The sequence below is a fragment of the Hymenobacter cheonanensis genome, assembly GCF_030581075.1.
Classification (GTDB): Bacteria; Bacteroidota; Bacteroidia; order Cytophagales; family Hymenobacteraceae; genus Hymenobacter.
The window spans coordinates 541,265-566,307 of record NZ_JAUQSW010000002.1 but is presented as its reverse complement, the minus strand read 5'-3'; the positions used below and the strand labels follow the sequence as shown (position 1 = coordinate 566,307).

The 25,043-nt window shown below is 67.1% G+C and carries 19 protein-coding genes and 1 tRNA gene; 13 read left to right on the top strand and 7 right to left on the bottom strand.

Annotated elements, in window-relative coordinates; genetic code table 11:
* The first annotated feature begins 117 nt into the window (after positions 1–117).
* The 4 genes from Q5H89_RS05970 to Q5H89_RS05955 all read left to right on the top strand — a co-directional run bounded on the left by Q5H89_RS05970 (position 118) and on the right by Q5H89_RS05955 (position 5,858).
* A complete protein-coding gene (locus Q5H89_RS05970) occupies positions 118–1,485 on the top strand; it encodes an alanine racemase (RefSeq protein ID WP_305018389.1) in 1,368 nt (455 codons plus the stop codon).
* A 226-nt stretch (positions 1,486–1,711) separates the two neighbouring features.
* The gene (locus Q5H89_RS05965) at positions 1,712–3,949 is read left to right on the top strand and encodes an urea transporter (protein WP_305018388.1); all 2,238 of its coding nucleotides are present in this window, start codon (positions 1,712–1,714) and stop codon (positions 3,947–3,949) included.
* Positions 3,946–5,250, top strand: a complete 1,305-nt coding sequence (locus tag Q5H89_RS05960; RefSeq protein ID WP_305018387.1) for a hypothetical protein — start codon at positions 3,946–3,948, stop codon at positions 5,248–5,250. The genes Q5H89_RS05965 and Q5H89_RS05960 overlap by 4 nt, the downstream gene beginning before the upstream one ends.
* Positions 5,238–5,858 carry a tetratricopeptide repeat protein gene (locus Q5H89_RS05955; RefSeq protein ID WP_305018386.1) on the top strand — a complete coding sequence of 207 codons (621 nt, stop codon included), beginning with the start codon at positions 5,238–5,240 and terminating at the stop codon, positions 5,856–5,858. The genes Q5H89_RS05960 and Q5H89_RS05955 overlap by 13 nt, the downstream gene beginning before the upstream one ends.
* Positions 5,859–5,862: 4 nt before the next feature.
* On the opposite strand, the gene Q5H89_RS05950 is transcribed toward Q5H89_RS05955, so the two are convergent.
* From Q5H89_RS05950 to Q5H89_RS05940, 3 genes are all read right to left on the bottom strand, one after another.
* The gene (locus tag Q5H89_RS05950) at positions 5,863–6,273 is read right to left on the bottom strand and encodes an STAS domain-containing protein (RefSeq protein ID WP_305018385.1); all 411 of its coding nucleotides are present in this window, start codon (positions 6,271–6,273) and stop codon (positions 5,863–5,865) included.
* Between the two features lie 143 nt (positions 6,274–6,416).
* Positions 6,417–8,768, bottom strand: a complete 2,352-nt coding sequence (locus tag Q5H89_RS05945; protein ID WP_305018384.1) for a PAS domain S-box protein — start codon at positions 8,766–8,768, stop codon at positions 6,417–6,419.
* A gap of 128 nt (positions 8,769–8,896) precedes the next feature.
* On the bottom strand, positions 8,897–11,953 hold the full coding sequence (locus tag Q5H89_RS05940) for a CheR family methyltransferase (protein ID WP_305018383.1): 3,057 nt from the start codon (positions 11,951–11,953) through the stop codon (positions 8,897–8,899).
* A gap of 216 nt (positions 11,954–12,169) precedes the next feature.
* Between Q5H89_RS05940 and Q5H89_RS05935 the strand changes: the two genes are divergently transcribed.
* From Q5H89_RS05935 to Q5H89_RS05925, 3 genes are all read left to right on the top strand, one after another.
* A complete protein-coding gene (locus Q5H89_RS05935; RefSeq protein ID WP_305018382.1) occupies positions 12,170–13,183 on the top strand; it encodes a chemotaxis protein CheB in 1,014 nt (337 codons plus the stop codon).
* 194 nt (positions 13,184–13,377) lie between these two features.
* On the top strand, positions 13,378–13,842 hold the full coding sequence (locus tag Q5H89_RS05930) for a BLUF domain-containing protein (protein ID WP_305018381.1): 465 nt from the start codon (positions 13,378–13,380) through the stop codon (positions 13,840–13,842).
* Between the two features lie 94 nt (positions 13,843–13,936).
* The gene (locus Q5H89_RS05925) at positions 13,937–15,799 is read left to right on the top strand and encodes a PAS domain-containing sensor histidine kinase (RefSeq protein WP_305018380.1); all 1,863 of its coding nucleotides are present in this window, start codon (positions 13,937–13,939) and stop codon (positions 15,797–15,799) included.
* 224 nt (positions 15,800–16,023) lie between these two features.
* Here the strand turns inward: Q5H89_RS05925 and Q5H89_RS05920 are convergent, their stop codons facing one another.
* The 4 genes from Q5H89_RS05920 to Q5H89_RS05905 form a co-directional block, all read right to left on the bottom strand.
* Positions 16,024–17,214 carry a glycosyltransferase gene (locus Q5H89_RS05920; protein WP_305018379.1) on the bottom strand — a complete coding sequence of 397 codons (1,191 nt, stop codon included), beginning with the start codon at positions 17,212–17,214 and terminating at the stop codon, positions 16,024–16,026.
* A 75-nt stretch (positions 17,215–17,289) separates the two neighbouring features.
* Positions 17,290–19,254, bottom strand: a complete 1,965-nt coding sequence (locus Q5H89_RS05915) for an MAC/perforin domain-containing protein (protein WP_305018378.1) — start codon at positions 19,252–19,254, stop codon at positions 17,290–17,292.
* A 356-nt stretch (positions 19,255–19,610) separates the two neighbouring features.
* Positions 19,611–19,683: transfer RNA gene (locus Q5H89_RS05910), tRNA-Met, on the bottom strand.
* A gap of 166 nt (positions 19,684–19,849) precedes the next feature.
* Complete coding sequence (locus tag Q5H89_RS05905) at positions 19,850–20,011, bottom strand: hypothetical protein (RefSeq protein WP_305018377.1); 162 nt, start codon at positions 20,009–20,011, stop codon at positions 19,850–19,852.
* A gap of 162 nt (positions 20,012–20,173) precedes the next feature.
* Here Q5H89_RS05905 and Q5H89_RS05900 point away from each other — a divergent pair, with 162 nt between their 5' ends.
* The 6 genes from Q5H89_RS05900 (at position 20,174) to Q5H89_RS05875 (ending at position 24,969) form a co-directional block, all read left to right on the top strand.
* Entirely contained in the window at positions 20,174–21,427 is a 1,254-nt protein-coding gene (locus Q5H89_RS05900) for a TCR/Tet family MFS transporter (protein WP_305018376.1), read from the top strand.
* A gap of 43 nt (positions 21,428–21,470) precedes the next feature.
* On the top strand, positions 21,471–21,911 hold the full coding sequence (locus tag Q5H89_RS05895; RefSeq protein WP_305018375.1) for a hypothetical protein: 441 nt from the start codon (positions 21,471–21,473) through the stop codon (positions 21,909–21,911).
* A gap of 162 nt (positions 21,912–22,073) precedes the next feature.
* The gene (locus Q5H89_RS05890; protein WP_305018374.1) at positions 22,074–22,439 is read left to right on the top strand and encodes a BlaI/MecI/CopY family transcriptional regulator; all 366 of its coding nucleotides are present in this window, start codon (positions 22,074–22,076) and stop codon (positions 22,437–22,439) included.
* A gap of 2 nt (positions 22,440–22,441) precedes the next feature.
* Entirely contained in the window at positions 22,442–23,782 is a 1,341-nt protein-coding gene (locus Q5H89_RS05885; RefSeq protein WP_305018373.1) for a M56 family metallopeptidase, read from the top strand.
* A 62-nt stretch (positions 23,783–23,844) separates the two neighbouring features.
* The gene (locus tag Q5H89_RS05880) at positions 23,845–24,420 is read left to right on the top strand and encodes a hypothetical protein (RefSeq protein ID WP_305018372.1); all 576 of its coding nucleotides are present in this window, start codon (positions 23,845–23,847) and stop codon (positions 24,418–24,420) included.
* 180 nt (positions 24,421–24,600) lie between these two features.
* Complete coding sequence (locus Q5H89_RS05875; RefSeq protein ID WP_305018371.1) at positions 24,601–24,969, top strand: TonB-dependent receptor plug domain-containing protein; 369 nt, start codon at positions 24,601–24,603, stop codon at positions 24,967–24,969.
* Positions 24,970–25,043 lie beyond the last annotated feature (74 nt).

Here is a 25,043-nt window from a genome sequence, read left to right as displayed (position 1 = left end):
GCACGACGAAGCAATCCCACCAAGATGAGCCGCTCGATTGCGATTGCTTCGTCGTACCTCCTCGCAATGACAGACAACTTATTTATTGCTGATTGACTGCTGTTTATTAACTACCTAATGCCTAAGCTCCCCTACGCCCCGCCCACGCTGCGCCGCCTCACGGCCGCGCCGCTCTCGAAGTTTGGCCCCCAGGCCGGGCCGCGCCCGGTAGCCGAGCTGGAGGGCGCGCCCGTGCCCGAGCTGCTGGCGCGGTTCGGCTCGCCGCTGTTTGTGCTGAGCGAAAGGCAGTTGCGCCGCAGCTACCAGGCCGCCGTGCGGGCCTTTGGCACGCGCTACCCGCGGGTGCAGCTGGCGTGGTCGTACAAAACGAACTACCTCAACGCCGTGTGCCGCGTCTTTCACCAGGAGGGCGCCTGGGCCGAGGTGGTGAGCGGAATGGAGCTGGAAAAAGCGCTCCAAAACGGTGTGCCTGGCCCGCAGATTATCTTCAACGGCCCCGGCAAAACCACCGCCGACCTGGCCCGCGCCGCCGAGGTCGACGCCCTCATTCACCTCGACAACTTTGACGAGCTGCACCGCCTGCTGGCCGTGGCCGCCGGCCGCCCGCACCGCCCCCGCGTGGCCCTGCGCGTGAACCTCGACGCGGGCATCTTCCCGCAGTGGGACCGCTTTGGCTTCAACCTCGAAAACGGCCAGGCCTGGCAGGCCCTGCAGCAGCTGGCCGAGGCTAGCGACCGGCTGGAGCTAGTGGGCCTGCACTGCCACCTGGGCACCTACATTTTGCAGCCCGCCGCTTACGGCGCGGCGGCCACCAAGCTGGCCGCGCTAGCCCTGCGCGCCCAGCACGAGCTGCGCCTGCCGCCCATCGGCTACCTCGATTTGGGCGGCGGCTTCCCGTCGCAGAACACCTTGAAGGGCAGCTACCTGCCCGGCCCCGACGCCGTGCCGCCCCTCGACGACTACGCCGCCGCCGTGGCCGAGGCGCTGCTCGGCGCGGGCTTCCGGCCCGACGCCCTGCCGCTGCTGGTGCTGGAGGCCGGCCGCGCCCTCGTGGATGAGGCCGGCTACCTGCTAGGCACCGTGCTGGCTACCAAGCGCCTGGCCGACGGCCGCCGCGCCACGGTAGTCGATTTTGGGGTGAATCTGCTGTTCACGTCCTACTGGTACGACCACCATATCAGCCCGGTGCGGGCTAGCCCGGCCCCGCCCGAGCCCACCGTGCTCTACGGCCCGCTGTGCATGAACATCGACGTGCTGCGCGAAAGCGTGGCGCTGCCCCCGCTCGCGGCCGGCGACCAGCTGGTAGTACACCGCGTGGGAGCCTATAACATGAGCCAGTGGCAACAGTTCATCACGCTGCGGCCCAACGTGTTGCTGCTCGACACCCAGGGCCAGCCGCACGTTATCCGCGAGGCCGAAACACTGGAGTACTTACAGCAAAACGAGCGCGTGCCGGCGCATTTAGCAGTCAGCAGCGCGCAATAACTAACATATAAACGTCTGTCATTGCGAGGAGGAACGACGAAGCAATCTTTCCTTTTTTAGTTGGATTAGTACTCCTAGCGATTAGGAAAGATTGCCGCGCTCCACTTCGTTGTGCTCGCAAGGACAGCCAATAGAAATTCATAAACTATTTAGCCGGCATCTATCAGCCACTACAAACTCCTTAAACAATATTCCAATTAATTATAAATTATTTATTATCAAGCAAATGTCATCCTACCTCCGCGCCGTTCTTCATAGCTACAGCATGCTGTTTTTCTCCCAGCACCGGGGGTTGGCGGTGCTGCTGGGGCTAGCCACGCTGGCCAGCCCCTGGGCCGCGGCGGCGGGGCTGGCGGCGGCGAGCCTGGCGGTGGCCGGGGCGCGGCTGGGCGGCTTCCGGCGCGACTACACCGACCTGGGTGCCTACAGCTTCAATGCCCTGCTGGTGGGGCTGGCGCTGCCGCTCTACTTTGCGCCGGCGCCGGCGCTGGCGGGCCTGGTGGTAGTGGGCGCGGGGCTGGCCCTGCTGCTGAGCGTGGCGCTGGGCGGCTGGCTGGGCGGGCGCGGGCTGCCGTTTTTGTCATTGCCCTTTGTGCTCACGATGTGGCTCTTGCTGGCCGCCGGCCGGCAGCTACCGCTGCTGCCCGCCGAGCCCAGTACGCTGTGGCTCAATACGCTGTACGCCGCGGGCGGCCCGCGCTTAGTGGATGGGGCCAGCTGGCTGCACGAGCTGAGCTGGCCGCCCCCGCTAGCCACCTACCTGCGCGCCCTGAGCGCCGTGCTGCTGCAAGACAGTGCCTGGGCGGGGCTGCTGGTGGCGGCGGGGCTGCTGTGGCACTCGCGCATTGCGTTTTCGTTGTCGCTGCTGGCCTTTGGGGGCGCGTGGGGGCTGGCGCACCTGCTGGGCACGCCCGATGCGTATGACCTGGGAGCCAACTACATAATGGCGGCCGTGGCGGTGGGGGCAGTGTTTGCGCTGCCCTCGGCCGGCAGCTACGGCTGGGCTGCGCTGAGCTTGCCGGTGACGGCCGTGGGGCTGGCCGGCCTCACGAGCTGGCTGCGGCCGGCGGGTGGGGTGGGGGCGGCGCTGCCGGTGCTGTCGCTGCCTTATTGCCTCACCGCGCTGCTGTTTTTGTACGTGTGGCTGCTGCGCGAAAATCTCGGTAAATACCTGGTAATCACGCCGGTGCAGCGCTACTCGCCCGAGGCCAACCTCTACGCCCACCTGGCCGGCCAAGACCGCCGGCCCGCCGACCCCACCTACGTGCCGCTGGCCCTGCCCTTCCTGGGCGAGTGGCGCTGCACCCAAGGCTACGCCGACGGCGGCCCCACTCACCAGGGCCCCTGGGGCCAGGCCCTCGACTTTGTGGTGGCCGACCCCGAGGGCCAGACCTACCAAAACGAGGGCCTGCTGCTGAGCGACTACTACTGCTACAACAAGCCCGTGCTGGCCCCCGCCGACGGCGTGGTGGAGGAGGTAATCGAGCACCTGCCCGACAACCCCATCGGCCAGGTCGATACCCGCCAGAACTGGGGCAATACCGTGGTGCTGCGCCACCGGGCGGGGCTCTATACCCAGCTTTCACACCTGCGGGCGCACTCGGTGCGGGTGCGCCCGGGGCAGGCCGTGCGGCGCGGCGAAGTGCTGGCCGCCTGCGGCAGCTCGGGGCGCTCGCCCGAGCCGCATTTGCACTTCCAGGTGCAGGCGGCGCCGGCCATCGGCTCGCCCACGCTGGCCTACCCGCTGGCCGATTTTCTGGTGCAGAAGCCGGCCAGCCGGCGCTTTCCGGTCAAAGCGGCTTTCCCCAATTCCGCGTTTTCGCTTCCTCATTTGCTGAAAACCCACGCCGTGCCCCGCGCTGGCGAGGTGGTGCGCTCGCCCGTGGTGCAGCCCCAGCTGGCGCGGGCGCTGCACCTGCCGCCCGGCCAGGTGCTGGAGGTGCGCCCCGCCGAGGCACCGCCCGGGACGGCCGGCCAGCGCTGGGAGGTTTTCACCGATGCCTATAATGCCCGCTACCTGCGCTGCCAGGCCACGGGCGCAGTGGCGTATTTCGAGCAGGATGGGGCGGTGCTGCAATTCACGGCCTACTACGGGCCGCGGCAGGCGGCGCTCTACTGGCTGTATTTGGCGGCCTACCGGGTGCCGCTGCTGCACCTGCCGCAGCCCGAGGCCGTGGCCCTGCCCCTGAGCGTGGGCCGCCGCTGGGGCCTGAGCTGGCTGCAGGATGCCCTAGCCCCCTTCTTCCGGTTTGTGCAGCCCGGCTTTTCGCTGAGTTGGGCCGATGGCGACCCCGGCCCCACGGCCCGCCACCTGCGGCTGCACAGCCAGGCAGTGGTGGCGTATTTTGGACGTGAGCACCTGGTGCAGCAAGCCGAATTGGTTATCCAGGACGGGCAGCTGGCGGGCCTCAGCGGGCAGCGAGCGGGGCTAGCCGTGAGCTTTACTATTAAGGTCGCGGTATGAAACAACAGCCTGGCTTAGCCCTAGCGTGGCGCCCCACCCCCGGCCCCTCCCCTCCGGGGGAGGGGAGCCTGATGACTACGGCCTTTAGCTTGCGGTCGGCTCCCCTCTCCCGAAGGGGAGGGGCCGGGGGTGGGGCGCCGCGCCTGGGCCTGCTGCTCCTTTTTATTTTCCTGGCTGGCCCGGTCGCCCACGCCCAGCGCCTGCTCGACTTTGCCTACGCCGACAGCCTTACCCAGGCCCTAGCCGCCCAGGGCCGCTGGGCCGCCCTCGACTCGGTGGGCCGGCAGGCCCTGGCGCTGGGCACCGACTACCCAGCCCTGCGCCGCCGGCTGGGGGCGGGCGCGCTGGCCAGCGGCCGCCCGGCCGCCGCGCAGCGCCACTACGGCGTGGCGCTGCGCGCCAACCCGCTCGATAGTGCGGCCCGGGCAGGGCTGGTAGCCAGCTACCTGGCCTTTGGCCAGGTGGGGCCGGCCGCGCTGCTGGCTGCCGGCCTGCCCGACTCGGTGCGGCGCGCCCTGCGGCTGGCGCCGCACCGGGCCATTACGTACATCGAGCTGGAGGGCAGCACCATCCAGACTGATGAGCGGCGGCGCGGGGCGGCGGGCTTTGGGCGGCTAGGGGTGAGCAGCCGCCTCAGCCCCCGCCTGAGCCTAAGCCAGAGCGTGAGCTACTACCACCAGGATATTGAGCTGGCCCGCCACGGCTACCCTGGCCAGGCCGATGCGCGCGATATCAGCCAGAGCCAGTACCAGGCGCTGCTGCTGGCGCAGCTAGCCCCGCGCTGGCAAGTGAAGGCCGGCTACCACTACATCAGCCAGAGCGTCAACCACCTGGGCTACCTGGCGCTGGCCTACGCCCGGCCCGCGCTAGTGGTGCAGGCGGGCCTGTACGCGGGCACCCTCACCGATACCGCCCGGGTGCAGGCCGATGTGCGCCTGACGGTATTTCCGGGCGGGCGGCCGGGCTTCTATGGCTTTGGGCGGGGCAGCGTGGTGGGCTCGGCGGGGCGGGCCTACCCCAATTTTTTGGCGGGCGCGGGCGGGCGGCTGCGGCCCTGGCTGTGGGCCGAGGCCTGGGGCAGCGCCGGCCGGGTGCCCGTGCTGGCCGAGGCCGACGGCACCTACGTGTACAACCTCTTCGACACGCTGGGGCGGCGCGCCGGGGCCAGCCTCCTTATCTTGGGGCCCCAGCGGCTTAGCCTGCGCCTCAGCGGCATTGCCGAACGGCGCTTGCTGGCTGATTATTACCCCACTACCTACACGCTCTACTCCCTCACCGCCCGCCTCGCATGGACCTGGTAAAGCCCGCCCTCGCCACTGCCGCCCTTGCCCTGGCGCTGCTGGCCCCGGCCCGCGCCCGGGCGCAGGCCCCCGACCTGCCCGCCGCCTTTGCCGCCAGCTACGCCGCCGAGGCCAAGGCCGACTATGCCGAGGCCATCGCGGCCCTGCGGCCCGCCTACGCGGGCATGTACGAGCAGAACCTGCGCCTGGGCTGGCTTTACTTTCTGGCCAAAAACTACACGGTATCAACCACTTACTACCAGAAGGCCGTGGACCAGCGGCCCTACGCCATCGAGCCCAAGCTGGGGCTCATCAAGCCGCTCAACGCCCTGGGGCAGGTAGAAAAGATGCTGGGCTTGTACACGGCCATCTTGCAGGTAGACCCGCAGAACACCCAGGCCAACTACTGGGCGGGCGTTATCTACCTCAACCGCAAGCAGTTTGATAAGGCGGCGCGTTACTTCGAGCGGGTGGTGAGCTTGTACCCGTTCGACTACGACACCAATATTTCGCTGGCCTGGACCTACCTCAACCTGGGTAAGAAGGCCGAGGCCCGCGCCCTCTACAACAAGGTGCTGCTCATCAGGCCCAACGATGCCAACGCCCTGGCCGGCCTGCGCCGCCTCTAGGCCCCTAGTTATTGCCCAGCCAGGGGCGCGGGGGCCGGGGACTAGGCGACACTTCCTGCAGCAGGGCGGCGGGGCCCTGGTAGCTACTGGCCGGCAGCACGTGTAGCAGCAGGTGCAGGCCCGTTTCGGCCAGCTGGGCGAGCACGGCCGGCGAGAAGCCGCACCAGTACAGGGTGCAGCCGGCTAGCCGGGCCTGCTGGTGGGCGTTGAAGATGACGCGCTGCGCCTGCCAGCTCAGGAAAGCCAGGTACCGGCAATCGACCCAGATAAAAGGCAAGCCCGTGGCTACCAGCTCCGTAACGGCCTCTTCCAGCTGCTGCGCCGTGGCGGCGCTGCTGCAATAGCCGCGCAGGCTGAGGCCCGCTTTGTTGTGCTGGTTGCTCATGCGCACGGTAAACGGCGTAGCGATTCCCATAGCCTAGGAAAAGAAATAGGTTTTAAGCGCGATTTTGTTAGACAAAGCTACGGGAAAGCTTCTACAAAAAAGCAACGGAAACGCGTATTTCTCTGCGTAAAAAACGCTGATTATCTGCTACGTAGTTTGCCCGCCAGCCCGGGCTAGCCGGGCAGGATGGGCAGCTGCAAAAAGAAGCCCGTGCCCCGGCCGGGCCGCGAGTTGATGGTGAACGTGCCGCCCAGCAGCCCCACCCGGGTGCGAATACCGGCCAGCCCAATGCCGCTGCGGCCGGGCGTATCGGCCTCGAAGCCCACGCCGTCGTCTTCCACGCTGATGTGCAGCTGGTCGTCCTCGCGCGATACCTGCACGAATACCTCGTGGGCCTGGGCGTGCTTCATTACGTTGTTAAGCAGCTCTTGCACAATGCGGTACACTGCCGTGGTGAGCAGCGCCGGCAGCGGCTCGGCCAGGCCGTGCAGGTTGAGGTCGACGGCCAGGCTGGCCGGAATGCGGCTCACCAGCTCTTGCAGCGCCACCTGCAGGCCAAAATCTTCGAGAATGCTGGGGGTAAGCTCGAACGAGATGGTGCGCGTGGCCTCAATGGCATCTTTGAGCAGCTGCTGGCCGGCGCGCACCGGCTCGGAGGAAGCCAGGGCGTCGAGGTGCAGGCGGGTAGCGTAGAGCAGCTGGCCCACGCCATTGTGCAGGGCCTCGGCTATGCGGCGGCGCTCTTCTTCCTGGGTGCTGAGGATGGCCGAGAGCAGGGCCTGCTGCTGGCGCAGCTTGAGGCGGGTGGTTTCTTCCTTGAGGCGCTCCGACTCGGTGATGTCGATGGCAAAAATGACTACTTCCTGCTGCTCCTCATCGAAGAAGCCGAAGCATTGCAGCGCCACCGTTTGCCCGTCGCGCACCACGCTGGCTACGTAGCTGTCGCGCTCGCCGCTCAGTAGGCGCTGAAAGTGGGCCGCGCTCTCGGGCCATACCTCAGCGGCCAGGCGGCCTACCAGCTCGTTTTCGCGCAGGCCCAGGCGGCGCACGGTGCGGCCGGTGTGCTCGCGGTAGCGGCCATCGGGGCCCAGGCGGGCTAGCAGTAGGGGCAGGTTTTGGAGCAGGTTGCCGAGCAGGCGGTTTTTATAGCCCAGCTCTTCTTCCACGGTACGGCGCGGGGTCACGTCGCGCACCAGGCCGGTAAAGCGCTCGGCCTGCCCGGTGTGCTCATCGTAGCTGAAGCGGCCCATGGCGGCCACGTGGCGCACCTCGCCGGTGGGCCGCAGCAGGCGGTGCTCGAGGTCGAAGAGGGCGTGCTCGCGCTCGGCCAGGGCCAGGGCCTGCGCTACGCGGGCCGCATCGGCGGGGTGCAGCGCCTCGTGCAGCCGGCTAAAGGGCACAATGGGGGCCTCGGTGCCCGGCGCCAGGCCCAGTATTTCCTGGGCGCGGGCATCCTGGTAGAGCAGGCCGGTGGCGGGTTCCCAGCCCCACACGCCGGCGCCGGCGGCGGCCAGCGCCATTTGCAGGCGGCTTTCGCTTTCGCTGAGCTGCTGCTCGCTGAGGCGGCGGGCGGTGATGTCGCGCCAGGCCACGTGCAGCAGCGCCTGGCCATTGATGAAGACGGGGTTGAACGACATCTCATCCCACACTTCTTCGCCGGCCGGGCTGTAGCGCATCCACTCGAGGCGGCACCAGCCCCGCACCTGAGCCCGTTGCGTGCACTGGCTCAGCACGTCCAGCGAGCGGCGGCCGTCGGGCTGAAACTCGGGCCAGAACGACGCCAGGGGCCGGCCCAGCGCCGCGCTTTTGCTTTTCACCCCTAGCAGGTGCAGGGCCGCCGCGTTGAGGTCGACCACGTGCAGGCCCTCCAGCAGCACCATGCCATCGCGGGCCTGCTCGAAGGTGGCCCGGAAGCGCGCCTCGCTGGCGGCCAGCGTGTCGGTGGCCTGGCGGCGGGCCGTCACATCCAGCAGCACCAGGCGGCAGCTGGCGGGGGGCAGGCTTTCGTCGTCGCCCTCGGGGGCAGCCAGGCCCTCTAGCTGGGCATAAAACGGCTCTTCCTGGGGCCCGCGCATGGCCAGCTCGATGCTGTGGCGCTGGCTAGGCGCCGCCCACAGCCGGGCCAAAAACTCGGCAAACTCGTGGCGGGCGGCGGGCGCCACAAACAGGGCCAGCCGCCGGCCCAGCAGCTGCTGGCGCTCGCGGCCCAGCAGCTGGCTGGTGCGCAGGTTTAGCTGCAGCAGCGTGCCATTGGCCGCCACGGTGCAGTAGCCCACGGGCGCAAAGTCGTAGAGGTCAAGATATTGCAGGCGGCTTCTTTCGGCCTCGGCCTGGGCTAGCAGCAGTTCCTCATACTGCATTTCCAGCTCTATCTGGTGCACTTGCAACTCCTGCACCAGGCGCTGCACTTCGGGGGCAGCATCGGGCGGCAGGCTTTCCGATACTATGCGGTGGCGCTCGGCCCGCCCGCGCAGGTGCTGCAGGGCGGCGTGCGGGTCGAGGGGGGAGGAGGCAGACGGCGACATAGCGGTAGGTATTCACAGAAAAAGACAAGACCCTGGCGCTTAGCCACTGGCCACTAGCAGCTGGCTTAACGCGAATGCCCGGCGCCAGGATGCTGCGGCCGGGGCGGCCACCCGGCCGGCCGGGTGGGCTAGCCCGCCGCGGGCGGCGTGCGCACGGCCAGCATCAGCTGGCCGGTGGCCTGGCCCTGGTGCAGCAGGCGGCAGCCGTGCAGCACCACCTGCTGCCGGCCCTGGCCCGGCAGGTCGGCCTCCAGGGCTAGGCCATTAAACTCGGCCGTGGGCACATGGGGGTCGAGCAGCAGCCGCAGTTGCTGGTGCAGCACGGGCTGCTGCCACACCCCGCCCAGGCTGGCCAGCGGCTGGCCCAGCAGCGCGGCCGTGGGCTTGCGCACCAGGTCGGCAAAGGCCTGGTTGGCACTCAGAATGCTGAGGCTGGCATCGAGGGCTAGCTGGGGCTCGCGCACGGTGGCCATCATGCTTTCGCAAAAGCGGGCGGTTTCCTGCAAGCGGGCCTCCAGCAGCTTCAAGGCCGTGATGTCGGTGAAGGTGAGCACCGCCCCGTTGATGTAGTTGTCGAGCGAGCGGTAGGGCAGCACGCGCAGGGTGTACCACTCGCCGCGCACAGTCTGGAGGTTGACCTCCACGCTGGTGAGGCGGTCGAGCACCTGCTGCACATCGCGCAGCAGGTGCTCGTAGCGCAGGCTGCTGGTGAAGTGGGCCAGCGGCCGGCCCACATCGCCGGGCAGCAGGCTGATGATGCGGCCCACGGGCGGCGTAAAGCGCTTGATGTTGAGGTCATTATCGAGAAAAATAATGGCTATCTCGGTGGCATCGAGCAGGTTCTTCATGTCGTTGGCCGTTTGGCCCAGCTCCTCGGTTTTGGCCAGGTACTGCATGTTGAGGGTCATCAGCTCCTCGTTGAGGCTCTGCATTTCCTCCTTGTTGGTCATGGCCTCCTCGTTGGTGCTTTGCAGCTCCTCGTTGGCGCTTTGCAGCTCCTCGTTGGTGCTTTTGAGTTCTTCGAGGCTGCTTTCCATCTCCTCCACGGTGGTTTGGAGGCGATGCTTGGTAAACTGCAGCTCCTTGTCGAGGGCGGCCACCACGGCATCGCGGTGCTCGGGGTCTACCTGCGGGTTTTGCTTGGCCAGGCGCACCTTGCGCGGGGTGGGCTGGTCCTCAAACACCACCAGCAGCAGGCCGGCCAGGGCTTCGGGGCCGCCCAGGTGGCGCACGCTCAGGCGCAGCAGCTGCTGGCCGGCCTCGGTTTGCACGCGCACGTTGTCCACGGTCACGTCTTGCTGGGTGTGGGTGGCGCGGTGCACGGCCCCACTTAGCTCAAAGTTGAGCTCCTCGCGGGCCATCTCAAACAGGTTCATGCCGCTGAGGCCGGGGGCGGGCTCAAGGTACTTGCCGGTGCGGCCGTTCACGTACAAAATCTCGCCCTTGGGGTTGATGACCACGGCGGGCGGGGCGTAGGCCAGGAGCAGTTTTTTTTGCACCAGGGCCGCGAAGGTGCTGTTTTGGCGGTGGTTGGAGGCGGAGGGTGACATGAGGGCCGTAGTGGGCGCCGCCGCACGGCGCGCCAAAGCAAATGGAAACTTGATGAGGTGCGGCAGCGACGCCGCCTGGCCGTTGCGCCGCGATAGCTTCCACTTCACATCCAGGGGCTGAAACAGGTCGTGGTAGCCGGTGAGGTTTTCGCTAGGCCCCAGAAACAGCAAGCCCCTGGGGTTGAGCGCGTAGTGAAACACGGGCAGCAGGCTGCGCTGCAGCTCGGCGTTGAGGTAGATGAGCAGGTTGCGGCACACCAGCAGGTCGAGCTTGGTGAAGGGCGCGTCCTTGTTGAGGTTGTGCAGGGCAAACACCACCGTGTCGCGCACCTCTTTGCGAATCTGGTAGCGGCCGTCTTGGTTCCGAAAAAAGCGGGCCAGCCGCTCGGGGCTCACGTCGCCGGCAATATTTTCGCTGTACTGCCCCACGCGGGCCGTGGCAATGCCCTGGGCCGAGATGTCGGTGGCAAAAATCTGGAGCTTGAGGTGGTGGTTGGGGGCTAGCTCATCAAAGCACTCCAGCACGGTGATGGCCAGCGAGTAGGCCTCCTCGCCCGTAGAGCAGCCGGGCGCCCACACCCGCACGGTGCTGTCGGGCGCCTTGTCGGCCAGCAGGGGCCGCAGGTGGTCTTTGAGGCTGGCGAAGGCCTCGGGGTCGCGGAAAAACTTGGTAACGCCAATCAGCAGCTCGTGAAACAGCAGCTCCACCTCGGCGGGGTTTTCCTGCAGGTAGCGCACGTAGTGGGTAAACTCGCCAATCTGGTGCGAGTTCATGCGCCGCTCGATGCGCCGAAACACGGTGTTGCGCTTGTAAAAGCTGAAGTCGTGGCCCGTTTGGTTGCGAATGAGCAGAAATATTTTCTGCAGCGCGTGGGCTGGCTGGCTGGCCGAGTCGCCCGCGGGGCTGCGCAGGGGGCGCACCGGCAGCGGGTGCTCGAAGTAGTCGAGCAGCTGGGCGGGCAGCAGCTCGGGCGGCAGCACAAAATCGACAAACTCGGTGGCCAGCGCGGCGCGCGGCATGGCGTCGAAGGTCGCCGTTTCGGGGGCCTGCACCATCACCATCCCAAAGTTTTCCATGATGAGCTTCAGCCCGATGGTGCCATCGGACCCTAGCCCCGAGCAAATGATGCACACCGCCCGCTCGCCGGCATCCTTGGCCAGGGTTTGCAGAAAAAAATCGATGGGCTGGCGGCGGCCCGCCGGCTGCGTGGGCTTGAGCAAAAACAGGCTGCCGTGCAGCAGGCTCAGGTCGTGGCCCGGCGGAATGACGTAGACGTGGTTGGGACGCACGCGCAGGCCGTCGTGGGCCTCGGCCACGGGCAGCGGCGTAAAGCGCTGCACCACCTGGGTGAGGGCCTCGCCGTGCGCGGGGTCGGGCAGGCGGTGCACCACCACCACGTAGGCGGCCCCGGTTTGGGCGGGCAGGTGGGCAAAAAACTTCTCGAAAGCTTCGAGCGCCCCGGCCGAGCCGCAAAGCGCCACCACCGGAAATTTATCGGCCGGGCGCGGCGGCCCGGTTTCGCGGGGGCTGCCGCCGGGCGCGCCCGGCGCGGGCGTTACCGACCCGGCGGCAATGGGCGCGGCCTCGGGCGGCCCGGCAGCGGGCTGGCCGGCCGGCTCGGCAAGGGGGTTCATACTCAGTATTAAGAAAGCGGCTGCGGGCGCCGGCACCCCGGCCAGCCGGCCGCCGGCCCACGGCGCCCGGCCAGGAGCCCAGCCCAAAAACGATATTAATTCTTGGCTAAATTAAGTCGGCCGGGGTGTTATCCAATTCTGGGCCGGGCGCGTACATTATTGCCCGGCCTAGCCGCCGGGCCAGCACCCTGGTGGCCCTTTTGCCCTGTATGTTTTTTGTTACCCTCCGTGGCTAGCCCTCCGCATCTTATCGTTATTGGTACTTCGGCCGGCGGCATGCCGGCCCTCACGCGCTTGGTGGCGCAGCTGCCGGCCACGCTGCCGGCCGCCGTGCTCGTGGTGCAGCACCTCTCGCCCGACTCGACGGGCGAGCCGCTGGTGGCCCGGCTGGCCAGCCACACCGCCCTGCGCTGCCAGCTAGCCACTCCCGGCGCCGCCATTGAGGCTGGCTACCTGTACCTGGCCCCGCCCGACTACCATCTGCTGGTGAAGGGCCACCACCTGCTGGTAACCAAGGGCCCGCGCGAAAACAGCTTCCGGCCCGCCGCCGACGCCCTGTTTCGCTCGGCGGCCGTCGAGTTCGACTCGCACGTGGTGGGGGTGGTGCTCACGGGGATGCTGCACGACGGCACGGCGGGCCTCGACTTTGTGAAGCGCTGCGGCGGCACCACCGTGGTGCAAAGCCCGGCCGACGCCGAATTTCCGAGCATGCCCGAGAGCGCGCTGCGCCATGTGGCCATCGACCACGTAGTGCCTATCGATGAGATGGGCGCCCTGCTGCTTCGGCTGGTGAGCGCCCCGGCCGGCTCTTTTACCCCTGTGGCGGCCATTCCGGCCGACCTGAAGCTGGAAGCCGCCATTGCCGAGCGCATTGTGGGCAGCACCGAGCAGGCCGCCCAGCTAGGGCACCAGGTGCCCCTCACCTGCCCCGACTGCGGTGGTTCGCTCTGGGAGGTAAACAAAGGCAGCGTGCTGCGCTACCGCTGCCACACCGGCCACGCCTTCACGGCCGAGGCCCTGGCCGAAAGCTCGCAGCACGAGCTGGAAGAAACCCTGTGGGTGGCCCTGCGCATGCTGGAAGAGCGCAAAAACCTGCTCAGCAGCATGGCCAGCCACGACCAGGGGCCCTGGAGCGCGCAGCAGGCCGAGCGCGTGGCCGAGATAAAGCGCCACATCAACCGCCTGCGTGAGTTTATGCTTAATGGTGCCGAGGGCCCCGGGCCGGGCTAGCGGGCGCCGGGCCAGCAAGCGGGGCCAGCAGCACAGGGCTTCGGCGCTGCTTAGCTCGTTGCCCAAGCGGCGGCTTACCCAATTTTACTAAAGCCCCGCTGCTAACCCCGGGCGCTCTGTTAACGGCTAACGGCGGGCGGCCAGCAAACGTGGCACCCGCCAGCTGCGTACTAACCCCGATTGTTCTTTTCGGTATGAAGCATATTGTGTACATCAGCCGAGCGGTGCACCCGCTCAGCGACCAGGAGTTGGAGAGCCTGCTTATGCAGTGCCGCCGCGACAACGAGCGGCACGGCATCACGGGCATCCTGTTTTACAGCCACGGCAACATTGCCCAGCTTTTTGAGGGCGAGCCGGCTATTGCCGACGCCTTGTTTGCGCGCATCGCCCGCGATGGCCGCCACTCGCACGTGCAAAAGCTCATCGACCGGCCCATTACCAGCCGCAGCTTTGCCGAGTGGTCGATGGCGTTTCACCCCCTGGCACCCGAGGGCTTTACCCTACTCCAGGGGTTTTTTCTGCCCCAGCACACGCCGCCCCTGCCCGATACGCTGAGCATTGCCGACACTACGCTGGTCGAGCTGGTGCGGCTGGCCGTCTTCGGCCCCGACCCCACCACGCCCTATCAGCAGGCCTTTGCCGACCGGCCGGTTCACTAGCCTGGCTGCGGCGCCAATTGCGCCCAGGGCTGTATCTTTCTGTTGATTCTCACTCTTTACGTAGTTGCGCTTCCTGGTGAAAGTGCAAGCCTGCATGGCCACCATTCCCTTTCCACAGCTTTTGCGCCAGCTGCCCGCCGGCGTTGCCACCCTGGAAGGCCCCGCACTGCGCTACGGCTTCGTGAACGAAGCCATGCACGCGCTGGTGGGCCCCGAAGCGGCGGGCCAGCGCATTGCCGAGCACGCGGGCAGCCTGCCCCCGGCCCTGCTCGAAGTGCTGGCGCAGGTGTATGCCACCGGCGAGCCTTACGTGGCCAAGGCCTGCGTGTGCGCCCCCGCCCCGGGCGCCGGGTGCGCCGACCCGCGCTACTTCGACCTGGCCCTGGAGCCCTACCGCGACGAGCAGGGGCAGGTAGCCGGCCTGCTGCTGCTGGCCATTGACGTGAGCGAGCAGGAAGACACCCGCCGGCAGGCCCACGAGCTGGCCCTCGTTACGCGGCGCCTCGATGCCCGCCTGCGCGTGCTCACCGAAACGGCCCCGCTCATCACCTACACCCTCGATGCGCAGGGGCGCTGCACCTACGCCAGCCCCCAGTGGTACCGCTTTACGGGCCAGCCGCCCACGGCCGACCTCACGGCCATCTGGCCGCTGCTCATTCACCCCGATGACCGCCTGCGGGTGCTCTACGAGGCCGAAACCGCCCGCCGCACCGGCACCGGCTGGAACTACGAGTACCGCCTGCGCCGCTTCGATGGTCAGTATCGCTGGCTGCTGAGCCGCGCCCTGCCCGAGGTGCACCCCCCCGACCCGCCCGCGTATTGGCACGGCGCCCTTACCGAGGTGCACGACCAGCGCGAGCTGGCCGAGGCCCTGCGCCGGGGCGAGGCCGAGCTGCGCTTCCTGGCCGACAGCATTCCGGAGCTTATCTGGACGGCCACCGCCGAGGGGTTTATCGACTACTACAACCGCTATACCGCCGAGTACTCGGGCCTGAGCAAGGACGAGCTGGGCCCCACCGGCTGGATAAGCCTGCTGCACCCCAGCGAGCAGGCCGAGGCCGCCCGCCGCTGGGTGCAGTGCGTGGCCAGCAGCGCGCCCTACGAGGGCGAGTTTCGGATGCGCCGCCACGACGGCAGCTACCGCTGGCACATCATCAGGGCCCGCAAGCTGGCCGATGGGCTAGCCCTGCGCTGGTTTGGCACCTGCACCGATGTGCACGACCAAAACCTGCTGCGCCAGGTGCTGCAAACCCAGTACGACGAGCTGGCCCGCGCCCACCACGACCTCGACACCTTCGTGTATGCGGCCTCGCACGATTTGCGCCAGCCGGCCCTCAACCTGCGCGGGCTCTTCGACGAGCTGCGGCGCACGGCCACCTTCGCCGACCCCGAGCAGGAGTTGCTGCTGGGCATGGTCGATGGCGCCCTCACCCAATTCGACACCACCCTGCACGACCTGGCCGTGACCGTGCAAACCCAGCGCGCCCAGCAAGACCCCGTGGAGGTGCTCGACCTGGGCCTGATTCTGGAAGAAGTGCTGCTAGGCCTGCGCCCCCAGGCCCAGGCCCGCGACGCCCAGCTCGACATCGACGTGGCCGAGGCGCCGGGCCTGGTCTACGGCCGGGCCAACCTGCGCTCGGTGGTGCACAACCTGGTGAGCAACGCCCTCAAATTCAATCACCCCGACCGGCCGCCGCACATTGTGCTGCGCAGCTACTACACCCCGGCCGGCGAGCCCGTGCTGGAAGTGCGCGACAACGGCCTGGGCATGGAGCTAACCGACCCCCGGACGCCGATATTCCAGCTTTTTGTGCGCCAGCACGCCCACATCGAGGGCACGGGCGTGGGGCTGTACCTGGTGCAGCGCATTGTGCACAGCCACGGCGGCCACGTGGAAGTAGCCAGCACTGTGGGCGAAGGCACCACCTTCACCATCTACTGGACGCTGCCATCGTAGGTATTTTTATTTGATAACCAAGCAATTGATAAGTAGCAAATGCCCTTGCCTGCCCGCCTGCGGCGGGCGGGGCGGCCGGGGCGCAGAAGCGTTGCGTCGATAAAGTCCGCTGGCATCAACTCGCGGCTGCCTGGAGGCGGCCGGGACGCAGAAGCAGCGCGCCGGCCGGCTTCCTGGGTAAGCCAGCGCCCGGGGGCAGCTACGCATCGCGGGGGGGGCCGCAGCTACGCGGGCCGCCCGGCTGGCTCGCCAACCTCCCGGCGGTGAGCCGCCCCTAGCAGGCGCGCCACCAGGGCCTGCCAGTGCCTGCCTACCGTGGCCCAGCTAAAGCAGGCGTGGTGGGCGCGGGCGGCACAGGCCGCCGCGTTGGCGCGGGCTAGCAGCGGCTGCTGCACCAGTTGCAGCAGCCCAGCGGCGAAGGCCGCGGGGTCGGGCTCCTGGCCGGTAAATACTTCGTCGAGAAAGCGGGCGCCCGCCACGGGCACCCAGGCCGGGGCCGTGCCCCAGATTTCGCGCAGGCCGGCGTGGGCCGGCAGCAGCTGGGCGCCGCCTTGCTGGGCGTGCTCAAAGGCAATGAGCCCGAAGCCCTCGCCCAGGGCCGAGCTCACGCCGATTTCGCAGCATTGGTAAAGCGCCGTGAGCTGGGCCTCGGCCCAGGGCCGGGGCAGCTCGTCTTCGGTAAACACCACGTGGGCCCGCAGGCCCAGGCGGTCGCGCTCGCGGCGCAGGTCGAGGCCCGGGCGCTGGGGCGTGCCGTGCAGCAGCAGGGTAGTAGCGGGCGCGGCGGCCACCACCTCGGCAAAGGCCCGCAGCGTCAGCTCGGGGTTTTTGCGCAGGTCGTGGCGGTTGGCGTTCAGCACCCAGGTGTGGGCAGCGTGAGCGGCTAGGCCCGGCAGCAGCTGCGTGCGCACTTGAGGCCGGGGCAGCGGCGCCAGGCCCGCCGCCGGGGTTTCGACGCCGTGGTAGAGCCACGACACCGGGCACCCCGGCCCCAGCGCACCGGCCAGGGCGACGGCGCCCGCGGCGTGGTAGGCCACCACCTCGGTGCAGGCCAGCAGCCCGGCCAGCCGGCTAGGGTCGTGGATGGCGCCCTCTACCGGCACGTAGGCCACGAGCGGGCCCGCGTAGCCATCGCGCCGCAGGCGCGCCGCCTGCCAGGCCGAGAGCGTGCCCACCCCAATCAGCAGCACCGCCTCGGGCGGGGTGGCGCGCACCCACTCGCGCAGGGCACTGGTGCAGGCCATATCAAAGGGGTTTTCGGCCTGCCCCGCCCACGTGTCGCCGGCCTGGGCCAGCCCCACGCCCAGCACCTGCACCCGGTGCCCGGCCTCGGCCAGGGCCGTGGCAATGCCAATGGCCACCCGGCCAAAGCCCGTGGGCCGGGCGGTGTGCGAAACAAGCAGAACGTGCGCCACGCTAAAGGGAAAAAGCAAAGAGCGGGACATCGCCTGAGGCCCCGCTCTTCCTGAAAAAATGGCTGGGCCGGGTGGCTACAGCTTGGCAAACAGCGGCAGCTCGGCCACGCACACGTCGGTTTCGGGGGCGGTGCCGTGGTGCTCGGGGCCCATCACCAGGTGAAAGGCGCCGGGAAACGAGGGATAGTTGGTTTTGCCCACCGCCGACACTTGGTTGGGCCAGCCGGGGTAGCCCGACCAGGTGCGCAGCTTCACGCCGCAGCTATCGAGCCAGGCCAGCGCGTTGGCGCTCAGGGCGTGGGCGTGCTCTGCCGTTACCACCAGCGCCACCCAGAGCTTTTGCTGGCCGGCGGCCTGCTGGGCCCGCTTGAGCAGGGCATCAAAGGCATCGGGGTCGCCGGAGGTATCGCTCTCATCAAATACCACGTTGCCCAGGGCATCGGCTAGCACCAGCCAGTAGAGGGCGTACTGCTGGTGGGCCAGGTCGGGCCGGTGGGCCGGCGCCAGGGTTTGGCTGCCGATAACCATCGACCAGGCGCCCGCACTGGGCTTGTAGGCGCCGGTGCCGCGCGCCACGGTCAGGGAGCTGTAAACCCGGATGCCGGTGTTCAGATACAGTTCCAGGGCATCCGAAAGCGCCTCGCGCTGCGTTAGGGGCGCCACGTTGGTTAGGGGCTGCAGGGTGGTGCCCACCACGGAGGGCCGCGTCTTCAGCGACTCGCTCCAGGCCTGCGCCAGCGGCTGGTAGTTCACCGGCTTGCTCAGGTCCTGGGGCAGCAGCGCGCTGTCGAGGGCCGCGTGGTCGCCGCCCTCGGTGCGGAGGTTGGCCGTGCGGTTGGTCAGCCACTTGTTGTCAATCTTTTTCCACTCGGCTTCGGCTTCGGCCTTGGCCGTAACAAAGGCCGACCTGTACTCCGCCGTCAGGCTGGCTTCCGCTTTCTCGGTCGTCAGCTCGCTAAACGACGAGCTGGTGGTTTCGTAGCGCAGGTTGCCGCCCACCCGCACGCCGGTAATAACGTGGGTGCCGTACTTGTTGAAGAAATCGAAAAACCGCTGCTGGGTAGTGGCGTCGAAAACGGCGGGCAGCTGCTTCAAATCCGCTCCAAACTGCGGGTCAAGGTCCAGGCCCTGCAGCGAGTTGAGGGCTAGCGTCCACTCATCCACGTAGTTGTGCACCAGGCCGTAGGCCGTGACGGCCTGCGTTTTGGTCAGCGACGAGTACGAGGCGTCGAATTTGGCCTTGAAGCCCCAGCCCGTACCCTTCAGGCCTACCTCGCTGGCCATAAACTCACTGTACTCCTCGCGCGAGGAGAAGGCCTTAAATGCCTTCGTGGCCCCGCTGTAGTGCCCATAGCTCACGTTGGGCGGCACCACGTAGGTAATGGCAAACGGGGTCACGTTTGTGCCCGTGCCGGTGCCCAGGTTCACGGCCCGCGTCAGCACGGCGGCGGGCGAGGCGGCGTTCACCAGGTTGATGGTAAAGCCCAGCGACGACGCCCCCGGAATCAGCTCGGGCGCGTTGGGGTTGCCTTGCCCCTCGTTGCCCTCCAGGCGCTCCTCCGTCCAGGCCAGGGCCTTGTCAAACGCCACCCACCCCGCCGACTCGGCAAAGGCGGCCGTGGGCGCAATACCCTGGCGGCTAAGCAGGTGCGGCACCTGGTCGCCGGCATCGGGCAGGGCCAGAAACTGCCCAATGGCCTGCATCTCGCCGCCGGGCGGCAAGGCGCCCGGCACATCGTCGCCCTGCCAGTGCCGCGCCACGTAAAAGTGCGCCTGGTGGCCCAGGCCATCCTGGCTGGTGTGCACCAGGTGCAGCCCGCCCGGCTCCAGGCTCAGGCGGCCTTCGGTTTGGTGCGCCACGGTGCGGGCCAGGGCCTGCCAATCGCTTTCTTCGGGGTGCTTCACGCCGCCAAAAAACTGGGGCATACCCGGGTAGTGGGCATCCTGGGCGCTCTTGATGGGATAATACAGCCACGCCTGTTCGGGGGCGGCGGAGTCATCGAGGGGCCGGTAAAGCACGGCATAGGCACGATTGGCCATAGGAAAAGGGAAGGAAGAACCGGGCTACTGCGTTGTGGCCCGGCCACCCACCCACAAAGCAAGGTGCTGGCCGCCCTGGCCTAACCAGGTATAAATACCTGTTCTGCAAAATCCTTGGTTCGGCCTGGCTCACCAGGCCCGGGGGCTGCCTGCTGTCCCGGCCCCAATCCCGGTTGTAGCCCACTGGCTGCCATTCTGTTGCGCAAGCTATGCGTGCTGCCAGCCGCCGGGCCCGGCTCGCAACGGGGCGGCCCTTGCCAAAAGTTAAGCCGGCATTTAATAAACTCAGCAGCTTGTGCGAGCTGGCCCGCGCAAAAAAGAAAAGGCCGTTTTCACTAGGAAAACGGCCTTTTTAGTAGCGGGGACTGGACTCGAACCAGTGACCTTTGGGTTATGAGCCCAACGAGCTACCAACTGCTCCACCCCGCATTGTTTGGGAGTACAAAGGTAGCTAAAAAACCCGGCCCTGCAAGGCCCGGCCCGGTAAAAGAGCAGGCAACGCGTCTGAACTGCTGATAATCAAGTCTAAATTTTTCAACCGAAGCTGCAATTTTCCGCATTCATGCGCCCGCGCTGCTTTGCGAAGCGGCGGCGGCTAGCCGTTGCTGGCACTAGCCTGCCCGTTGCCGCTGTCCTCTACGGGCACATCGGTGGCCTGCTGGCCCAGGCGCTCCGAGAGCTGGCGGCTGGTGCTGAAGCTGCCGCCGACGCTCGGAAACTGGTTACCGAAGCCGTCAGCATACCGTTGGATGGCCATTGGAAGCAGGAAGGGCTGGGGTGAGGGAAAAAACGTTTTTTTACTTTTCGGTGCGGTATCAGGCTATGGCCGAGCTTCTTACCGGCCTGCCTGGCTGCTGTTTTCACCGGGTACGCGGGCAGGCGGCGTAGCTTGCAAGCCGTATTTTGATGCCTGCACCCTATGTCACCTAAGCGCCCGGCGGCCCTCGCCTTCATTTTCGTCACGATTCTTATCGACGTCATCGGGCTAGGGGTTATTATTCCGGTGATGCCCAAGCTGATTGAGCAGCTCACGGGTGAGGGCGTGAGCCGGGCCTCGCAATACGCGGGCTACCTGACGTTTGCCTACGCGGCGGCACAATTCGCGTTTGCGCCCGTGGTGGGCGGGCTCTCCGACCGCTTTGGGCGGCGGCCGGTGCTGCTGGCCTCGCTGCTGGGGCTGGGGTGCGACTATATTTTCCTGGCCCTGGCCCCGACCATTGCCTGGCTGTTTGTGGGGCGCATCATCGCGGGCATCACGGGGGCTAGCTTCACCACGGCCACGGCTTACATTGCCGACGTGAGCCCGCCCGAAAAGCGCGCCCAAAACTTTGGGCTGGTGGGGGCGGCCTTCGGGCTGGGCTTCATCATCGGGCCGGTGCTAGGGGGGATGTTTGCGCATTTTGGGCCGCGGGTGCCGTTTGTAGTAGCGGCGGCGCTCAGCCTGTGCAACTTCCTCTACGGCTTCTTTTTGGTGCCCGAGTCGCTGCCGGCCGCGCAGCGCCGGCCCTTCGAGTGGGCGCGGGCCAATGCCGTGGCCTCGCTGGCGCGGCTAGGGCACTACCCGCAGATTATCGGCCTGGTGGTGGCCCTGGTGCTGCTGTACCTGGCGGGCTCGGCCACCCAATCGGTCTGGACGTTCTACACCATCCTCAAGTTTCACTTCACCGAAACCCTCATTGGCTGGTCGCTGGGCGCGGTGGGGCTAGGCGCGCTCATTGTGCAGGGCGGGCTGGTGCGGGTGCTTATCCCGAAGCTAGGGGCGGCGCGGGCCGTGCTGGTGGGTATGGCGTTTTACATTCTGGGTTTTGTGCTGTTTGCGTATGCCTCGCAGGGCTGGATGATGTTTGCCTTTACGGGGGTTTTTGCGCTGGGCGGGCTGGCGGGGCCGGCCTTGCAGGGCAGCATTTCGGGCCAGGTACCGCCCAATGAGCAGGGCGAGCTACAGGGCGCCCTCACCTCGCTCATCAGCGCCACCGGCGTGGTGGGGCCGCTGCTGATGACGAGCCTGTTTGCCTATTTCACGCGGCCCCGGGCGCCGCTTTATTTTCCGGGGATGCCGTTTCTGGTAGGGGCAGGGCTTACGCTGCTAGCCCTGCTGGTGGCCGTGGGGCCGCTGCGGCGCCTGCCGGCGGCCACCACGCTGCCGGCGGCCGGGGCACCCAGCGGGCACTGATTTCGTTAGAGTAGCCGAGGCGCTTACCTTGCTTCGCTGCTGTATGCCCGACTCTTCTTCTTTGCCGCCGCTGCTGGAGCTTACCTCGCGCCCCGACCTGGGGGTGCTGCTGGGCCGCTGGCGCTACCAACCCGAGCAGCCGGCCGCCCTGCGCCCCTGCTACCAGGAGCTGGCCGATGTGGCCGTGGCCACCAACTGCCGCTTCTGGCTGCAGGACTTGCGCCGCCGCGCCTCGCCCGACCAGCAAACCAAGCGCTGGCTGCTCGAAGACTATTATCCCGCCGTGGCCCGCCGCCTGGGCCAGCGCCTGTACGTGGCCTACCTCTTCAGCCCCGCCATGCACCGCCAGATTGTGGAGGCCCCCGACTACGCGCCGCCCGAGGCCTACAACGACGCGCCCTATGCCCTCGATTTCTTTGGCGAGGAGGGCGCGGCTATTCGCTGGCTGCAGGCGCACCAGCCCGCCCCCGGCAGTGGCGCCTAGCCAGGCGAGGAGCGTTTTATCAGAAAAAATTTTCAAGTAAAAAAGCGCGTTTTCAGCAAAAATCAGCGCTTTTTGCGGGTTGCAATGTAAAAAGCTATTTGCCAGAGTAAGTTGATTTACGAAATATTCGTACTATTACGAAAATTTCGTAAAACTCTGCAAATGGAACGCCTTACCCAACCCGAGGAGGACGCCCTGCGCGCCCTCTGGCACACCGGCCCGGCCTTTGTGAAGGACGTGCTGGCGCTGCTGCCCACGCCTGCGCCGCCCTACACCACCCTGGCCAGCACGCTGCGCAACCTGGAGCGCAAGCAGTACGTGCAGGCCGAAAAGCTCGGCAACTCGTTTCGCTACGCGGCCTTGGTGAGCGCCGAGGACTATCAGCGGCGCTCGCTGGGGGCACTGGTGCGCGAGCATTTTCGCGACTCGTACAAGGAGCTGGTTTCCTTTTTTGCCAAGGAGGAGAAGGTGAGCGCCGAAGATTTGCAGGAGATTATCCGGCTCATCGAAAACCAAAAGCCCGGGTAGCGATGGAATTCCTTCTTCTCTACTTGCTGAAGGCCAATGTGGTGCTAGCCCTCTTTGCGGCGGCCTATTACGGGCTGCTGCGCCGGCTCACATTTTTCGGGCTCAACCGCGCTTATCTGGCGCTGGCCCTGCTGTTTGCGGCGGTGTATCCGGCCCTGCCGGTGCCGGCGCTACTGCCCGCGCGTGTGGCGCTGCTGCCCACTGCCGTGGTAGCGCCGGGGGCCGGGCTGGCGGCTGGGCGCGCTACCGCCGCAACCGCTGGCCTAAGCTGGCAAGGGCTGGCGCTGGGCTTGTATGCCGCAGGCACGGGGCTGCTGTTGCTGCGCCTGCTGGGCCAGCTTGGCAGCCTGGCGCTGGTGCGGCGGCGCAGCCGGCCCGCCGTGGTGCTGGGGCAGCCGGTGCGGGTGCTGCCGGGCGCGGGCGGGCCGTTCTCGTTTGGCCGCACCATTTACCTGAGCGCGTGCGCCCTGGCCGATGCGGCTAGCCTGCCCGCTGCCCTGCTGCATGAGCAAGCCCATGTGCGCCAGCACCATACGCTGGATGTACTGCTGACCCAGCTGGCCACGGCCCTGGCCTGGCCCAACCCCGCCGCCTGGCTGCTGCGCCGCGCCGTGCTCGACAACCTGGAGTACCTGGCCGACCAGGCGGCTCTGCGCTCCGGCCTCGACCGCCGGGCCTACCAGTACAGCCTGCTGCGCCAGCAGCCGGGCGGCGTGCCGGCCCCGGCCCTGGCATTTCACTTTTCATTTCTCACCCTCAAAAACCGCATTACCATGCTCAATCAACCAGCCTCTACTACTGGCCAGCTAGGCCGCTATTTGCTGGCCGCGCCCCTTTTGGTGGCGCTGGCGCTGGGCTACTCGGGGGCGCGGGCGCAGGCCGGGCCAACGCTGGGCCAGCAGGCGCCCCTCGCCAATGCCTTATACTACCTCGATGGCCAGCCCAGCACGCAGGCGGCTTTTAAAGCTTTGGACCCTAGCAGCATTAGCAGCATCGACGTGGTGAAAGACCCCGCCACGGTGAGCCGGGTTTTCAAGAGCGCCGCGCCCGGCGTGGTAGCCGTCACCACCAAGGCCAACGCCAATGCCCCCGCCGTGCTGGCCCTGGCCGAGCAGGCCAACCTGAGCGCTGCCTACACCTACTCGCCGGCGCAGGTAAACGCGGTGGTGCCCAAGGCGCTGGCCTACATCACGAGCCACTACCCCGATGCGCGCCTGAGCGGCGAGGTGACGGAGGTGAAGCGCAAATCGACGGGCGAGGTCAGGTACCAGGTGCAGCTGGTGCGGGGGCGGCGGCCGTTCTACGTGCTCTTCACGCCGCAGGGCGATTTTGTGGCGCAGTAGGGAAGCTACGCTCTCTTGCCGATAAGCAGTTTGTAAAAACCTCTTTTTCACATTCTTATTTCATGCCTACGCAACCTACCCTTGCTACCAGCCCACTAGGCCGCCTGCTGGCGGCACCCCTGTTGTTGGCGCTCACTTTTGGCAGCGGCTGCTCGCAAAAAGCTGAGCAGCCAGGTCCCGGCAGCACGGCCAATCAGCCACTTAAGGTGTCAAACGCCCTTATTTACATCGACGCGCAGCGCCAGGATTCTATTGCCTTGCACCGGCTCAAGCCGCAGGATATTGCCAGCATTAACGTGCTAAAAGGCGACGAAGCCCGCGACTACGACCCTGGCGCCAGTGCGGCGGGCGTACTGGTTGTGACGACCAAGCAGAACGAGCACCGCCCCGATGTAGTGGCTTTCAATGCCCGCCAGCACCTGGGCAGCACGCCCGATGCCAATGCCCTGGCTCAGCAAGTGGCGAAGCTGCCCGCCAGCGCAGCTTATTTCCTCAACGGCAAAGCGTCGACCCGCGAGGCAGTTGCCGCGCTCGACCCCAAAGCCATTACGCGCATGGATGTGCTGAAGGGCACGCAGGCGGCCGCCTTTGCGCACGATGAAAAAGTGCAGCTCGTCCTAAGCGTGTTTGCAAAGTAGCGGTTTGAAAAGGGCAGTGACCGGCAGGGGCGTCTGCAACGCATCGGCTTTTGCACGGGCTCGCGGCCAACCCAACTCGGCCGCTGACTAATTTGCCGGCCTATGCACTGCTCTTTTTGCGCTGTTTTTAGCCTGCCAAGTAGCGGCCTACTCGCCGGGTTGCTGCTGGCCGGCTGGCTAATGGCGCCCCCGGCCGGAGCGCAAACGGCCCCGGCTACCGGCCTCACCATTCAGGATTCGGCCAAAGCTTGGCCTAATTCGCGGCGCATTACCCTGGATGGACCCCGGCCCAGCGGCCTCAGGTCGGTAATTTACCTCGATGGCCGGCGCCTCGACTCTACCCGGCTGGCTAGCCTCAACCCCGGCGATATTGCCAGCATAGAGGTGCTGAAAGCGCCCGTGGCCCGGCAGCTAGGCCCCGACGAGGCCCGCCTGGGCGTGCTCGCCATCACCACCAAAGCCGGCCAGCACGGCCGGGCCGTGCGCCGCTTCGGCCGGCGCCTGGCCCGGCTAAAGCGGGGCCCGGCGGCCGGCCCGGCGGCCCGCTAGCCTGCCCGTTGGGCGCCCGGTGGCCTGAAAGCGGACCCGGCTGCCTGGCTACCGAACCAGAAGGCCCCGCGCCA

What these genes read in the sequence shown, in the direction of transcription:
- Q5H89_RS05940 (WP_305018383.1), bottom strand. Translation starts at nt 11,953, where the DNA reads ATGAACCCCCTTGCCGAGCCGGCCGGCCAGCCCGCTGCCGGGCCGCCC.
- Q5H89_RS05965 (WP_305018388.1), top strand. Translation starts at nt 1,712, where the DNA reads ATGTCATCCTACCTCCGCGCCGTTCTTCATAGCTACAGCATGCTGTTT.
- Q5H89_RS05915 (WP_305018378.1), bottom strand. Translation starts at nt 19,254, where the DNA reads ATGGCCAATCGTGCCTATGCCGTGCTTTACCGGCCCCTCGATGACTCC.
- Q5H89_RS05890 (WP_305018374.1), top strand. Translation starts at nt 22,074, where the DNA reads ATGGAACGCCTTACCCAACCCGAGGAGGACGCCCTGCGCGCCCTCTGG.
- Q5H89_RS05930 (WP_305018381.1), top strand. Translation starts at nt 13,378, where the DNA reads ATGAAGCATATTGTGTACATCAGCCGAGCGGTGCACCCGCTCAGCGAC.
- Q5H89_RS05875 (WP_305018371.1), top strand. Translation starts at nt 24,601, where the DNA reads ATGGCGCCCCCGGCCGGAGCGCAAACGGCCCCGGCTACCGGCCTCACC.
- Q5H89_RS05955 (WP_305018386.1), top strand. Translation starts at nt 5,238, where the DNA reads ATGGACCTGGTAAAGCCCGCCCTCGCCACTGCCGCCCTTGCCCTGGCG.
- Q5H89_RS05900 (WP_305018376.1), top strand. Translation starts at nt 20,174, where the DNA reads ATGTCACCTAAGCGCCCGGCGGCCCTCGCCTTCATTTTCGTCACGATT.
- Q5H89_RS05945 (WP_305018384.1), bottom strand. Translation starts at nt 8,768, where the DNA reads ATGTCGCCGTCTGCCTCCTCCCCCCTCGACCCGCACGCCGCCCTGCAG.
- Q5H89_RS05960 (WP_305018387.1), top strand. Translation starts at nt 3,946, where the DNA reads ATGAAACAACAGCCTGGCTTAGCCCTAGCGTGGCGCCCCACCCCCGGC.
- Q5H89_RS05970 (WP_305018389.1), top strand. Translation starts at nt 118, where the DNA reads ATGCCTAAGCTCCCCTACGCCCCGCCCACGCTGCGCCGCCTCACGGCC.
- Q5H89_RS05880 (WP_305018372.1), top strand. Translation starts at nt 23,845, where the DNA reads ATGCCTACGCAACCTACCCTTGCTACCAGCCCACTAGGCCGCCTGCTG.
- Q5H89_RS05950 (WP_305018385.1), bottom strand. Translation starts at nt 6,273, where the DNA reads ATGGGAATCGCTACGCCGTTTACCGTGCGCATGAGCAACCAGCACAAC.
- Q5H89_RS05905 (WP_305018377.1), bottom strand. Translation starts at nt 20,011, where the DNA reads ATGGCCATCCAACGGTATGCTGACGGCTTCGGTAACCAGTTTCCGAGC.
- Q5H89_RS05895 (WP_305018375.1), top strand. Translation starts at nt 21,471, where the DNA reads ATGCCCGACTCTTCTTCTTTGCCGCCGCTGCTGGAGCTTACCTCGCGC.
- Q5H89_RS05925 (WP_305018380.1), top strand. Translation starts at nt 13,937, where the DNA reads ATGGCCACCATTCCCTTTCCACAGCTTTTGCGCCAGCTGCCCGCCGGC.
- Q5H89_RS05885 (WP_305018373.1), top strand. Translation starts at nt 22,442, where the DNA reads ATGGAATTCCTTCTTCTCTACTTGCTGAAGGCCAATGTGGTGCTAGCC.